The sequence below is a fragment of the Chryseobacterium sp. UF-81 genome (assembly GCF_058245105.1).
The window spans coordinates 164,472-177,511 of record NZ_JBSIBX010000004.1 but is presented as its reverse complement, the minus strand read 5'-3'; the positions used below and the strand labels follow the sequence as shown (position 1 = coordinate 177,511).

General features: G+C 36.2%; 13 protein-coding genes. 6 read left to right on the top strand and 7 right to left on the bottom strand.

Features of this window, described 5'->3' with window-relative positions; genetic code table 11:
- Positions 1 to 170: 170 nt before the first annotated feature.
- Positions 171 to 1,313: a DEAD/DEAH box helicase gene (locus tag AC4IFE_RS08100; protein ID WP_490756204.1), complete on the bottom strand. Its 1,143-nt coding sequence runs from the start codon at positions 1,311 to 1,313 to the stop codon at positions 171 to 173.
- 203 nt (positions 1,314 to 1,516) lie between these two features.
- Between AC4IFE_RS08100 and pncA the strand changes: the two genes are divergently transcribed.
- The gene (gene pncA / locus AC4IFE_RS08095; protein WP_426048502.1) at positions 1,517 to 2,122 is read left to right on the top strand and encodes a bifunctional nicotinamidase/pyrazinamidase; all 606 of its coding nucleotides are present in this window, start codon (positions 1,517 to 1,519) and stop codon (positions 2,120 to 2,122) included.
- A 204-nt stretch (positions 2,123 to 2,326) separates the two neighbouring features.
- Here the strand turns inward: pncA and AC4IFE_RS08090 are convergent, their stop codons facing one another.
- The gene (locus AC4IFE_RS08090) at positions 2,327 to 3,511 is read right to left on the bottom strand and encodes a pseudouridine synthase (RefSeq protein WP_490756202.1); all 1,185 of its coding nucleotides are present in this window, start codon (positions 3,509 to 3,511) and stop codon (positions 2,327 to 2,329) included.
- A gap of 101 nt (positions 3,512 to 3,612) precedes the next feature.
- On the opposite strand from AC4IFE_RS08090, the gene aroB reads away from it, so the two are divergent.
- The 5 genes from aroB to AC4IFE_RS08065 all read left to right on the top strand — a co-directional run bounded on the left by aroB (position 3,613) and on the right by AC4IFE_RS08065 (position 8,338).
- Positions 3,613 to 4,659, top strand: coding sequence for a 3-dehydroquinate synthase (gene aroB / locus AC4IFE_RS08085; RefSeq protein WP_490756200.1), 1,047 nt, complete (start codon positions 3,613 to 3,615; stop codon positions 4,657 to 4,659).
- A 281-nt stretch (positions 4,660 to 4,940) separates the two neighbouring features.
- Positions 4,941 to 5,576 carry a porin family protein gene (locus AC4IFE_RS08080; protein WP_111953330.1) on the top strand — a complete coding sequence of 212 codons (636 nt, stop codon included), beginning with the start codon at positions 4,941 to 4,943 and terminating at the stop codon, positions 5,574 to 5,576.
- 310 nt (positions 5,577 to 5,886) lie between these two features.
- Positions 5,887 to 6,570: a porin family protein gene (locus tag AC4IFE_RS08075; RefSeq protein ID WP_490756198.1), complete on the top strand. Its 684-nt coding sequence runs from the start codon at positions 5,887 to 5,889 to the stop codon at positions 6,568 to 6,570.
- A gap of 4 nt (positions 6,571 to 6,574) precedes the next feature.
- Positions 6,575 to 7,267 carry a porin family protein gene (locus tag AC4IFE_RS08070; protein ID WP_490756196.1) on the top strand — a complete coding sequence of 231 codons (693 nt, stop codon included), beginning with the start codon at positions 6,575 to 6,577 and terminating at the stop codon, positions 7,265 to 7,267.
- A 363-nt stretch (positions 7,268 to 7,630) separates the two neighbouring features.
- Positions 7,631 to 8,338, top strand: coding sequence for a porin family protein (locus AC4IFE_RS08065; protein WP_490756194.1), 708 nt, complete (start codon positions 7,631 to 7,633; stop codon positions 8,336 to 8,338).
- A 204-nt stretch (positions 8,339 to 8,542) separates the two neighbouring features.
- Here AC4IFE_RS08065 and AC4IFE_RS08060 read toward each other — a convergent pair whose 3' ends face one another.
- From AC4IFE_RS08060 to AC4IFE_RS08040, 5 genes are all read right to left on the bottom strand, one after another.
- A complete protein-coding gene (locus AC4IFE_RS08060) occupies positions 8,543 to 9,490 on the bottom strand; it encodes a glycerophosphodiester phosphodiesterase family protein (protein ID WP_490756192.1) in 948 nt (315 codons plus the stop codon).
- Between the two features lie 141 nt (positions 9,491 to 9,631).
- Positions 9,632 to 11,131 carry an amidophosphoribosyltransferase gene (purF, locus tag AC4IFE_RS08055; RefSeq protein ID WP_490756190.1) on the bottom strand — a complete coding sequence of 500 codons (1,500 nt, stop codon included), beginning with the start codon at positions 11,129 to 11,131 and terminating at the stop codon, positions 9,632 to 9,634.
- A gap of 64 nt (positions 11,132 to 11,195) precedes the next feature.
- Positions 11,196 to 11,555, bottom strand: coding sequence for a four helix bundle protein (locus AC4IFE_RS08050; RefSeq protein WP_490756188.1), 360 nt, complete (start codon positions 11,553 to 11,555; stop codon positions 11,196 to 11,198).
- A 36-nt stretch (positions 11,556 to 11,591) separates the two neighbouring features.
- A complete protein-coding gene (gene purC, locus AC4IFE_RS08045; RefSeq protein ID WP_047402036.1) occupies positions 11,592 to 12,311 on the bottom strand; it encodes a phosphoribosylaminoimidazolesuccinocarboxamide synthase in 720 nt (239 codons plus the stop codon).
- A gap of 32 nt (positions 12,312 to 12,343) precedes the next feature.
- Positions 12,344 to 13,039 (bottom strand): DUF3307 domain-containing protein, encoded by a 696-nt coding sequence (locus AC4IFE_RS08040; protein WP_490756186.1) that lies wholly within the window; start codon positions 13,037 to 13,039, stop codon positions 12,344 to 12,346.
- Between the last annotated feature and the right edge of the window lies 1 nt (position 13,040).

Here is a 13,040-nt window from a genome sequence, read left to right as displayed (position 1 = left end):
TTTAGTTATCTTGGTGAATATGTTTTAATAAGTTTTCTGTTGTGATAAAATTACTACAAGAAAAGCAGAAAGCCAATAAAAAAATAAATTTCAAAAGTATTTATTCACTGAAGAAATGATAAATAAAAAGCCTCAATTCTAAAATTGAAGCCTGTATATTTTAAATTCTATTAATAACCATGCAGATCCACGCCCTCCGTTCTCTGTAACGTCACTTTCCTGCCCATCTTTTTTTGAATCACCCTGAAATGCTGCAGTTCGTCATCCGTCAGAATATTAATGGCAGTACCTTTTTCGCCTGCACGTCCCGTTCTACCGATACGGTGGATGTAATCCAGAGGCGAACGCGGCAGTTCATAATTGATCACACAAGGTAAAGATTCAATATGGATACCCCGGCCAATCAGGTCTGTAGCGACTAAAATCTGGGCACCATTTACTTTAAATTCTTCTAAGTTATTTCTACGGGCACCCTGTGATTTCTGACTGTGAATGGCTACGGCTTTAATCTTATTTTTTTTAAGCTTTTCCACTAAATTATCTGCAGATCTTGTGGATGAAACAAATATCAGAGCTTTTTCAACCTTTTTCTCTTTAATCAGGTACCGTAAAAAAGGGCCCTTATTTTCAGGAGAAACGTGATAGGCTAACTGCTCGATATTATCAATTTCCACTTCTTCTTTTTTGATCTCGATGATCACTGGATTAATGGATAAACGCTCTTTCATTTCAGAAACCTTATCATTTAAAGTTGCCGAAAACAGGGTTGTTTGTTTCACTACAGGCATCATCGCGAAAAGTTTATTCATTTCTTCACCAAAACCTAACTGAAACATTTTATCTGCCTCATCAATCACTAAATGCTGTATTCCTGAAATACTCAACGCATTATGATCAATTAAATCCAGTAAACGCCCGGGTGTTGCGATAAGAATTTCTACGCCAAACATTCCTTTCATCTGCGGATTGATAGAAACACCGCCATAAACAGCCATAGTACGGATGTCACGTTTCAGGTTTTCTGTGAATGCTCTGAAAACCTCATCAATCTGTATCGCCAGTTCGCGTGTAGGAACCAATATTAAAACCTGAACGTTACGGTCTTTTTTTACTTCTGAATTCTGTAATTTTTCTAAAATAGGCATCACAAAACAAGCTGTTTTTCCGGAACCTGTCTGTGCAATTCCCATCAGATCTTTTCCCTGCAGAATGACAGGAACAGCCTGCTCCTGAATCGGAAATGGTTTCAGATAACCTAATTTTTTAACGGAATGAATAATATTGTGTGATAAACCTAACGACTCAAATGACATAAAATACTTATTTGATGCAAAGATAAGCTATTGATATTTGACAGATAACCCGAATCGGGATCTCCTATAAACAAAAGGTTAATTTTAGTTTTCTGAGACCTTGCTCCTATCTGTTTTTAAAAAATTATATTGCCGATTTGTCCGATAATTCAGTTTTGGAAAGTTTTTTGAGTATTTTTATCCAAAATTCGAGAAATCTAAATATGAAAAAAGCGTTAATAATCGTAGATGTACAGAATGATTTCTGTGAAGGCGGCGCATTAGCAGTTCCGGAAGCCAATGAGGTCATTCCCTATATCAACCTTCTGATGGAAGAAAATGAATATGACCAGATCGTTCTTACCCAGGACTGGCATCCTGCCGACCATAAAAGTTTTGCCAGCAACAACAACAGAAAAGTAGGCGAAAGCATTATCCTGAACGGTGTTCCACAGTTTATGTGGCCGGATCATTGTATCCAGGGTACTTTCGGGGCAGAATTTCATAAAGATCTGAACAGAGATAAAGTAACCCACATTATTCAAAAGGGAAAGAATACAGAAATTGACAGCTACAGCGGATTTCAGGACAACAATCACTTTATGAAAACAGGGCTGGATGATTTTTTAAAGTATCATGAAATTCAGTTGCTTGAAGTTGTTGGTCTTGCAATGGATTATTGTGTGAAATTTACGTGTACAGATGCGCTTGCAAACGGATATATCACATGTCTTCATTTTAATGGCACGAAAGCCGTTAATGTAAAGCCGGATAATGGCAGAGATGCTATTTATGAGATGATCCAGAAAGGAGTCACAGTTCTCGGATAGGATTTAATTAGCAATTATGAATGAAGAGCTTTTTTGGAATTCCACAAATTGATTTTCATATAAATAAACCAATAAGAAAGGCGCAGAAATTTTATTTCTGCGCCTTTTTAATACGTATAATTTTCTTAAATGATTCAAGCTGAGCATTCAATTATGATCTGGAATCCATAGACCCGAGCATGATAATTGATAACTCAGAACTTATTAAAGCATTTTAAGATTATTAACTTCCAGATCTGTAAGGATTCTCCAGTGACCACGTTTGATATTCTTTTTCGTAAGACCGGCAAACATCACTCTGTCCAAAGCTTCCACTTCATATCCAAGTCTTTGGAAAATTCTTCTGATCACACGGTTCCATCCGATATGAATTTCGATTCCTATCTCATTTTTCGGTTTTCCTTCAATAAAAGAAATCTGATCTACAACAGCTACCCCTTCATCAAGGCGGATACCTTCCACAATCAGTTTCATATCTTCATGGGTCAGCTTTTTATCCAGTGTTACGTGATAGATTTTTTTGGCATCAAAAGAAGGATGCGTCAGCTTTTTCGTCATATGTCCGTCATTCGTCAAAAGAATAACCCCGGTTGTAGAACGATCCAGTCTTCCTACAGGAAACAAACGGTATGGTGATGCATTAGCAACCAGATCCATTACTGTTTTTCTGGCTTTGTCGTCCTTAGTTGTAGAAATATATCCCTTTGGCTTATTTAAAAGTACATATACTGGCTTTTCCGGGGTAATACCCTGTCCGTCGAAAACTACTTTATCCGTCTTCTGAACCTGATAACCCATTTCATTCACCACTACTCCGTTTACTTCTACAAGTCCCTGCGTAATGAGTTCGTCAGCCTCTCTTCTGCTGCAGATCCCGGAATTGGCAATATACTTGTTCAGACGGATGGTGTCCTTATGAACATCTTTTTCAATCTTATTTAACCTTCTTTTCTGTACAAAAGATCTTGCCTTATCATCATTTTTGTCATCTGCACCGGATGGTCTTCTTCCGTATTTCAGGCTGCCTCTTTCATACTTGTCCCTGGTATCAAAACTTTTTCCACCTTTTTTGGGAGCCGACTTACCAAAAGTTTTTCTCTCACGTCCTTCACTTGAATTGGTAATATAAGCTCTGCTCTCAGTTTTTGCCCCGGAATCCTCATCTCTGTTCGTAGGGTTGTCTCCGCTTTTCTTAAAAGGTTTCGGCTCAAACTTCGAATTGCTTCCTTTATAGTCAGTATTTCTTTCACCAGCTTTTGGAAAAGGCTTCTTAAAAGGTTTTGATCCTGAAGAATTTCCAGATCTAGAAGCACGAGAATCATCAGAATTGTTTCTTGTTGAAGTTCTTGGTCTTTTTGGTCTTTCTGAATTATTGTTATCTCTGCTCATTCTAAAAATTTCTGCAAAGATAGTAATTTAGTTACGAGTTAAAAATTAAGAATCATAACTTTGCAGAATAGTTTTATTTTAATTTTAAAGAAACTCCAGTAATGATAACAATATTAAACGATGATTTTTCTCAATTAAATAGTTTCCTGCACGAAAAATCTTTCAGTAAGATCTTTATTTTGGTTGATGAAAATACCCATGAATATTGTCTTCCGGTTCTCTTAGGCAACATGGAAACAGACTTAAACTTCGAAATTCTGGAGATTGAGGCTGGTGAAGAAATGAAAAACATCCAGACGGCCAACCAGCTATGGGAGATTCTTACCGAAATGCAGGCAGACAGAAAAGCGCTTGTCATTAATCTTGGCGGCGGTGTAATTACGGATATGGGTGGTTTTGTTGCGTCTACCTATAAAAGAGGAGTCCAGTTCATCAATATCCCCACTACCCTTTTATCAATGTGTGATGCCTCTATCGGAGGAAAAACAGGGATAGACCTTATGCATTATAAAAATATGGTAGGAACTTTTGCCTTCCCTGAACAGATCTTTATTTATCCTAAGTTTCTGGAAACACTTCCTTTTAAAGAATTACGGAGCGGTTTTGCAGAGATGCTGAAACACGGCCTTATTGCCGACAAAGCACATTGGCAAAATCTTATTCAGATCCATAAACTTGATGTGGAAGCTGTAGTTCCTCATATTCAGACTTCAATGGATATCAAGCAGGATGTAGTGGAAAAAGATTTCCATGAAAGAAACATTAGAAAGACCTTGAATTTCGGGCATACAATCGGACATTCCGTAGAAAGTCTCTGTCTTGGTCAGGGAAATCCTATTCTTCACGGTGAAGCTGTTGCCATGGGAATGATCTGTGAGGCTCATCTGGCTTATCTTGAAGATCTTATTACCCAACAGGATGCTGCGGATATTGTTGAAAACATTCGGAGGTACTACCCTTATCTCGATATAAGCGATTTTACGGATGAAAGCATTACTGCACTTTTGCTGAACGATAAAAAGAATACGGACCGCAAAATTAATTTTTCATTAGTCTCAGGAATCGGTTCGTGTACCTACGACCACCAATGCAGTGAGGAAAACATCTTGAAGTCTTTGGATTTTTACAGAAAATTGAATAATGCTTAAATTATTTAGGCAAAACAATCATTCTTCTTTACTATTTCAATGGAGTCAATAATTTAGATTATCTCTAAACAAACGTTTGTTTTTTATTGTAAATAATTAATAATCAATATTTTAAATTAAAGCAGCTTATAATTTGAGCTGCTTTTTTTTACTGACTTTTATCATGTTATTTGTTTTTGGCAAGCAATTTGAAAGATACTCTGCGTCAAACTCAGTAGTAAGTTTTTGGCAGTAGTAAAATTTAAAATTAGAAATAGTAAAATATTAAAAAAATTAAAGTTATGAAAAAGTTAATTTTAGGATTGGCAGTAACTGCAAGTTCATTAGCATTTGCTCAGCAGACTCCATCATCTTCTTCTAACCCGGTAACATTTGGTGTAAAAGGTGGAATGAACGTATCTTCTCTTTCTAAAGACGAAGGTTTGGATGATCAAAAATCTAAAATCGGTTTCAACGCAGGTGTATTTGCTAATATTCCAGTAGCAGAATCATTCAGTGTTCAGCCGGAAGTATTGTACTCTCAATATGGTGCAAAAGCAGATTACACTCTATTAGGTACTAAGTATTCTTCTTCAACTAAATTAGATTATATCGCAGTACCGGTAATGTTCCAGTACAACCTGATCCCTAATCTTTATGTAGAAGCTGGTCCGGAATTCGGATTCTTGGTAAGTGCAAAAAACAAGATAAAAAACGAAAATAACGGAAATTCTTCTACTTCCGATAACTACAAAGATGATTTGAAAACATTCAACTTTGGTATTGGTATCGGTGCAGGATATTATTTCACTCCTAACTTCGGACTTACAGCAAGATATGTTGCTGGTCTTACAGACGTTGCTAAAGACAGACCTAACGGATCTGATGCAGTAAAAAACAATGTATTCCAGGTAGGATTAGCTTATAAATTCAAATAGTAAGCTTTAATATTCAGAAACAAATTTTATATTCAATAGAAAGCCGGATTAATTTATTTAATTCGGTTTTTTTATGGTCAATATTTTAATCTGTTTTGGCAAGAAGTTTGTCTATAGTACATAAGCTGAAAGTATTGATATTTTGAATGTCTGCAGCAAAGTTTATTCATATAAATTGATTTCAAATAGAAAAGGTCAGGTTTATTCATTTAAGCCTGGCTTTTTCGCCTTTAACATGACTTTTGTCATTTTATTCTCTTTGGCGGGAATTTTGCTGAAGTACGGAGAAATAAGTTAAAACTTTATAATCATGAAAAAACTAATTGTAGGATTAGCAATTGCAGCATGCCTTTCGGTTAATGCTCAGGAAAAAACTAAGTCTTCTGCACCCGTTACTTTTGGGGTTAAAGCCGGATTCAATGCATCAACAATAAGCAAAGTGGATCAGTACGATAATGACCAGACACTAAAGCCTGGTTTTAACGCAGGCGTATTTGCCAATATTCCGGTAGCAGAGAAATTCAGCATTCAGCCGGAGCTGCTTTTTAACCAGTTAGGTTCAAAAACTGAAGAAAGAGAAGTATACTACATTAATTCTGACAGATACAGCAGAGAAGTAGATTATAAAAAAACACTGAGTTATCTTGCCGTACCTGTAATGGTACAGTATAATATCCTTCCTCAGCTTTATGTAGAGGCAGGACCGGAATTCGGATTTCTGTTAGGAGGAAAAGATAAAGGTGATATTACCACTACCAAAACTTCCGGAAATACTACGACTACGCAGACAACAACATTTTCAGAAAAAATTGTTAAAGATTTATATAATAAATTCAATTTCGGAATCGGGATTGGAGCAGGATATTATTTTACACAGAATTTTGGGGTAACGGCCAGATTTACTGCAGGTATTACAGATATCTTTAAGGAAAACAGTGCAGATACCGTTAGAAATAATGCCTTCCAGGTGGGTGTGGCTTACAAATTCAAATAATAATATGAGAACATTATTTTTAGGATTAGCCGTTACGGCAGGCTCATTGGTGTTTGCACAGGAAAAAACAGAGACTGCATCTAAATCTCCTATTACTTTTGGAGTAAAAGGCGGGATGAACATTTCTTCTCATACTGATGGAAGTGAAGATACTTATTATTGGTCAACCTATGAGCGAAAGGCAAAGATAGGGTTTAATGCGGGAGCTTTTGTCAATATCCCGGTTTCGGGGAAATTTAGTGTTCAGCCGGAAATATTGTATAACGGATTGGGCTCAAAAATAGAAAGCACCATCAACTATGATATTCCTGAAGCCAGAATGGACAATAAAGAAACCCTTTCTTTAAGTTATCTTTCAGTACCATTAATGCTTCAGTACAATCTCTTGCCTGAGTTATATGTAGAAGCAGGTCCTGAATTCGGGTTCCTTCTGGGTGGAAGATCCAAAGGAGACCTTACTCAAACCAGTAATCAGGACGGAGCAAGCAGTACACATAGCTATTCTGATAAAATTGCCATGGATGTATTCAATAAATTCAATTTTGGAATAGGTATCGGCGCAGGTTATTACTTCACTCAAAATCTTGCAGTTACAGCCAGATTTACGGCCGGAGTTACAGATATCTACAAGTACAATCCATATGATGCCGTTAGAAACAACGCATTACAGATTGGTTTAGCCTATAAATTCAAATAGAAGATATATTATTTTCAAGTTAATGCCGGATCTTTTGGGTCCGGCATTTTTATTTTGTATCCTGACAGGGAGACAAAATTCAATATTTTCAATTGCTGTTTTTTTGATTTTTTTCAATTTTAACTCTGTGTTAAATCATCAACATAAAATCAATTTTACTTACAATCATGTTTCAAAAACAAATTTTCATAATATAATTTTTCTTAAAAAACAGTTAAAAACACAGACAAAGCAATATTAAAAACCTTTATAGAAGCCCTTTAAATAAGGGTTTTTGGAGTTTGGCAAGCATTTTGCAAAATAAATCAAGTCTGATTGAAAAATCAGGTGAAAAGTAAAATAGTAAAATTAAAAAATAAAATTATGAAGAAGTTATTTCTAGGGTTGGCAGTTGCTGCTGGCATGATGACGTTTGCTCAAGAAACAAAAACAGTAAGCACAGAGCCAATCAAAAAAGAAACACAGCCTATCAGATTCGGTATTAAAGCAGGTGGAAACTCATCTTATTTCAGTGAGCAGAAATTAAGCCTTAACAACCAGAAAATCGGATTTCATGCGGGGGTTTTAGTTAATATTCCACTTTCTCAGAAATTCAGCTTACAGCCGGAAGTTTTATACAACCAGTTAGGAGCGAAAAGTGTAATCTCTTCCACTGATGTAACTGTTGGTGATACCAATATTAAAACAAAAAGCGATTACAAAACTACCATGAACTATATTTCAGTTCCTTTAATGGTACAAATGAGACCTACAGAGAAATTTTATGTAGAAGCAGGTCCTGAGTTCAGTTATTTCATCAACGGAAAAAATTCTGGAAACAGTACTATTTCTACGACTAAAGGAGGCGTTACAACCACTCAGTCTGTATCCAACTCTGAAGACATTAATAAAGATAACGTTAACAAGTTTAACTTAGGTCTTGGTTTAGGTCTTGGGTATGATATCACTCAAAATATTGGGATCAACGCAAGATACATCAACAGTCTTACGGATATGAGAAACCAAAAGCCTGAGGGTACTGAGCCATTGAACCACAGAGCGTTTCAGTTAGGCTTGAATTATAAATTCTAATAGAGGACAATCAATTATTTAACCTATAGTAAAGTCCGGACTTAAAATCTTTAAGTCCGGACTTTCGTTTTTACTGATCTAGAGAAAGATTTTAGACGTCATATTTAAAACAACATGAGACTTTTATAGGAATCAGCAACTATAATTTACGCGCTATACTCTCAAACCCAAAAACGCTCCGACCTTCAATCCCGTACACTCAAATTATTCAAATATTCGTGGATCATCGCTGATCACTCCATCTATTCCCATATTTTTTAATTGTTTTAATCTTTCTTTGGTATTGACGGTCCAAGGGATAACTTTCATGCCCAGCGCATGGCATTCCTTCACAAGCTCTGAAGTAACAAGTGTGTGATCTGGACTGTAAATGGTTGGGGTAAAACTCAGGAATTTCATATCTCCTGCCAAGCCATTCAGATGATCAGGATACTGCCTGAATTTCTCTGCAGGTATATTTTTGAAATGAGCCTGCTGCTGTACCAGCTTTTTATCATCAACCTTTTCCACGAGTAAAGCAGTCATGATCTTAGGGTATTGTTTATGGATAATTTCCAGTGTTCTGGGGTCAAACGACTGAATAATTACCCGGTCCTGAATTCCTTTTTTTAGAATAATGCCCATCATCAGATCTACAAAAACCTTTGGTTCCGGATGCAATATATTATCGGAAAAAGGACGTGTTTTGGTTTCAATATTATAAAAAGGTAAAGGTCTTTTCAGGGTACGGGAATAAGCCTCGCATGCATCTATTACCTCTGAAAAGAGAGGTTTTTGAACCTTTATTTTCTTTTGATCCGGATAGTTATCAAGTTTCTTTAAGCCTGCATCAAATGTTTTAATTTTGGCATAAGGCATTTCATAAATTTTATAGTAAAAACCCGAATCTTTGGGAATATAAGTTCCATCCGGTTTTGTTATCAACTCAGGAGAAAGAAAAGCGTCATGAGAAAGAATTACTTTTTTGTCTTTTGTGACAGCCAGATCCATTTCCAGCGTTGTAATATTCATTTTTAAGGCGTTCTTCATGGCCGGAATTGTATTTTCGGGATACAAGGACTTTCCCCCGCGGTGTGCCTGTTTATCGAAAGACTGAGAGGAATACCATTGGGCCAATATCAGAAAAGCACCCGTTAAAAATACGTTCTTCATATCGTAAAATTTTAAAAGAACAAATTTAGAATTTGTGTTTCTACTGTATAATAAAGGAATATTAAGCTTTTGATACATTTATAAAAATAAAAAGAGCCAGACTCAATGCCTGGCTCCTTTTTTTATTTTAATCGCAGAATATTAATTAAATAATTCTATCTCCTCTCCTTTTCCTACCGGATATTCTTCTGTAAAACACCCGAAACAGTGGTTGGAAGATCCTAAAATCTCTTTCAGGCTGTCCGTGCTTAAAAATTCCAGAGAGTCTACACCCAGATAATCTCTAAGCTCTTCGGTAGTCATGTTGGCCGAAATCAAATCATCTTTTGAAGGGGTGTCGATTCCTAAATAGCATGGGGCAATAATAGGTGGAGAAACACTTCTGAAGTGGATCTCTTTTACTCCTGCATCTTTCAGAATTTTCACTAATCTCTTAGAGGTGGTACCTCTTACGATAGAATCGTCTATGATCACAACCCTCTTGTCCTTGATCTCAGAAATGATAGGATTAAGCTTAAGGTTCACTACCCTTTCTCTCATTTCCTGTGTAGGAACAATAAAACTTCTTCCGATGTATCTGTTTTTGATCAGAACCGGACGGAAAGGTATTCCTGAAGCTTTGGAAAAACCAATAGCTGCCGGAACTCCGGAATCCGGAACCCCAATAACTATATCAGCTTCTACAGGAGCCTGCTCCCAGATTTTTTCACCGGATTTCTCTCTGATTTCATATACGTTGATATTTTCTAAGGTAGAGTCAGGTCTTGCAAAATAAATATACTCAAAAGAACATATTCTCTGTTTTCCTTTTGCTTCATTAACCATATAAGACTGAAGTTTTCCAGGCTCATTTTCATTGGTATAGATAATCTCTCCCGGAAGGATATCACGTACATACTGGGCGCCTACGGCATCCAAAGCAACAGATTCGGAAGCTACAACGTAAGTTTTTTCGTTAACAGCTCCTAAAACCAAAGGACGGATTCCGTTGAAATCCCTGAAAGCAAAGAATTTATTTCTTGTCATTCCCACTACGGAATAAGCGCCTTCAATTTTCTCCATGGTCGCCTTAATGGCTCCGCGAAGTCCTAAGTCAAGATTTTTTTGAATTAATCTTAAAATAACCTCAGAATCGGAAGTAGCTCTGAAAACTACGCCTTCAGCTTCCAGTTCATTTTTTAATTCTCTCGCATTGGTAAGGTTACCGTTATGCGCTATAGAAAGAATAATCTGGTCATATTCGTTTTTTGCGAAAAATGGCTGGAAATTATACTTCTTTTTGTCTCCTGCAGTCGTATAACGAGTGTGTCCGATTGCAGAATTTCCCATAAAAGCTTCAGGATCCTGGATCTCTTTATAAACATCCAAAACCAAACCTTCATCTTTCATATTGGTAATTCTTCCGTCTTTTAAAACAGAAATACCGCACGCTTCCTGACCCCTGTGCTGTAAAGCAAAAAGCCCGAACTGTGAAAGAGAAAACGTATCAAGATCATTATCAGAATACATTCCGAAGATGCCGCACTCCTCATTTGGAGCGTCCAGTCTTTCTTCTTCCTGCGTTCTGAAGAGATTTCTTCCGTAGGTTTGAGTTTCAAATTGTTTTAAATATTCACTTTTATGAATGTCTAAACTTTTCATTTCTATTTTTTCTAAATTAGAAGTTAGATATTAGATGTTAGAAATTAGTCTAAGTTAACTTCAATTATAATTTTAAACTTGTCTTTAATGAATAAATCATTTTCTGTATCTCAGCTAAAAGTTCTTTTAAGGGAAGAATTTTAGTTTCAGAAATAAAATTTAAATCTATTAATAACTGTAACTGAGTTTGCAATTCATAGGTCGAACCAAACGCAATTCCGAGGAATTGATAAAATTCATTCTTATTATTTCTTCCTGCTCCTTCTGCAATATTAGACGGTATTGAAACGGCACATCTTCTAATTTGAGATAACAAGCCAAATTTCTCTTCGTTAGGCAGTTCTGCAGTAATCAGATAAACCTCTTTTACCAAAGCCATTGATTTGCTCCAAACTTTAAGATCTTCTATCCTGTGCGATTTCATACTAACCTCTAATATCTAACTTCTAACTTCTAAACTTTATTTATTCAGTAAAGTTTTCAGCCTGTTGTAGATTTCTACATACGCTTCAGTAACTTCTCCTAAGTCTCTTCTGAATCTGTCTTTATCCAGTTTTTTCATGGTATCTTTGTCCCAAAGTCTGCATGTGTCAGGAGAAATTTCGTCTGCCAGGATAATTTCACCGTCAGAAGTTTTTCCTAATTCAATTTTGAAATCAACTAAGATGATATTCATCTTATCAAAAAGGTCAATCAGTATTTCGTTGATATCAGAAGTAAGTTCATACATTTCATCAAGCTCTTCATAGGTTGCAGCACCTAAGAAAACGGCGTGGTGATCGTTGATAAGCGGATCTCCCAATTCGTCTTTTTTGTAGCAGATATCGAAAATGGTAACCGGAGATTTAATTCCTTCTTCCACTCCCAATCTTTGAGCCATGCTTCCTGCAGAATAGTTTCTTACTACCATTTCCAAAGGAATGATTGATACTTTTCTTACCAATTGCTCTCTTTCGTTCAATTGTTTAATGAAATGAGTCTTAATCCCTTTTTCATTTAAATATTCAAAAATCAAAGTTGTGATGGCGTTGTTCATTTCACCTTTCAAATCAACAGATCCTCTTTTTTGAGCATTAAATGCTGTAGCGTCGTCTTTAAAACGTACTACTACTTGATCAGGATTATCGGTAGCAAATACTTGTTTTGCTTTACCTTCGTACAACATTTCTTTCTTTTCCATTTCTAAATTCGTATTAGTTAGATTTATTTATATTACTTAATTAAAATTCCCGTTAAAACTGCCATTCCAAAGCTCAGTAGTGTACCAATAAGTACGTATTCCGTCAGTTTTCTCTGCTTGGCCTGTGCCAGATCACTGAATCTGAAAACCGATTTGGCAGCAACCATAAAACCTACGCCTTCCCAATGGTTTACCATAATAAAAGTGAAAACCAGGAGACGTTCCAATATTCCTATATATTTTCCTGCACTCGACAGAGATTCTGTTTGTATGCTGCTTTGTGTTTCCGGAGCTGGAGTCCAGGAAGACAATATTATCTTAATAAAAATTGAAGCTGGTGTTGTGAGAAACACTGCAGCTATCAATATTTTCAAAAATTGTTGATTCTGCAGAAAATCAAAACTGAATTCTTTGAAATAAAATGAGATCCCGGCAATGACAAGAATATGCAGCAACTGATCTATGAAAAACCATCTTTTCTTATTTTTTACAGTCTGGAAGATCAGTTTTGAAGCATCAATAATAAAATGAGAGATCCCGACCAGCAATGAAACCCACCACAGATCCGTATTCCATAGAAAAACAAAGCTTAAAACGGTATGGATCAGAACATGAAGATACAAGTACGGGCTTTTCAGCTTACGGCGTTCCTTATCGGCAACCCAAGAATTTGGCTGAAGAATAAAATCTCCGAGTAGATGTGCCAATATGAGTTTAGTAAAGATCATG

Bases quoted from the DNA above. Each gene is read 5' to 3' on its own strand.
- AC4IFE_RS08090 (WP_490756202.1), bottom strand. From the start codon at position 3,511: ATGAGCAGAGATAACAATAATTCAGAAAGACCAAAAAGACCAAGAACT.
- pncA (WP_426048502.1), top strand. From the start codon at position 1,517: ATGAAAAAAGCGTTAATAATCGTAGATGTACAGAATGATTTCTGTGAA.
- purF (WP_490756190.1), bottom strand. From the start codon at position 11,131: ATGAAAAGTTTAGACATTCATAAAAGTGAATATTTAAAACAATTTGAA.
- AC4IFE_RS08100 (WP_490756204.1), bottom strand. From the start codon at position 1,313: ATGTCATTTGAGTCGTTAGGTTTATCACACAATATTATTCATTCCGTT.
- purC (WP_047402036.1), bottom strand. From the start codon at position 12,311: ATGGAAAAGAAAGAAATGTTGTACGAAGGTAAAGCAAAACAAGTATTT.
- AC4IFE_RS08070 (WP_490756196.1), top strand. From the start codon at position 6,575: ATGAGAACATTATTTTTAGGATTAGCCGTTACGGCAGGCTCATTGGTG.
- AC4IFE_RS08040 (WP_490756186.1), bottom strand. From the start codon at position 13,039: ATGATCTTTACTAAACTCATATTGGCACATCTACTCGGAGATTTTATT.
- aroB (WP_490756200.1), top strand. From the start codon at position 3,613: ATGATAACAATATTAAACGATGATTTTTCTCAATTAAATAGTTTCCTG.
- AC4IFE_RS08060 (WP_490756192.1), bottom strand. From the start codon at position 9,490: ATGAAGAACGTATTTTTAACGGGTGCTTTTCTGATATTGGCCCAATGG.
- AC4IFE_RS08080 (WP_111953330.1), top strand. From the start codon at position 4,941: ATGAAAAAGTTAATTTTAGGATTGGCAGTAACTGCAAGTTCATTAGCA.
- AC4IFE_RS08075 (WP_490756198.1), top strand. From the start codon at position 5,887: ATGAAAAAACTAATTGTAGGATTAGCAATTGCAGCATGCCTTTCGGTT.
- AC4IFE_RS08050 (WP_490756188.1), bottom strand. From the start codon at position 11,555: ATGAAATCGCACAGGATAGAAGATCTTAAAGTTTGGAGCAAATCAATG.
- AC4IFE_RS08065 (WP_490756194.1), top strand. From the start codon at position 7,631: ATGAAGAAGTTATTTCTAGGGTTGGCAGTTGCTGCTGGCATGATGACG.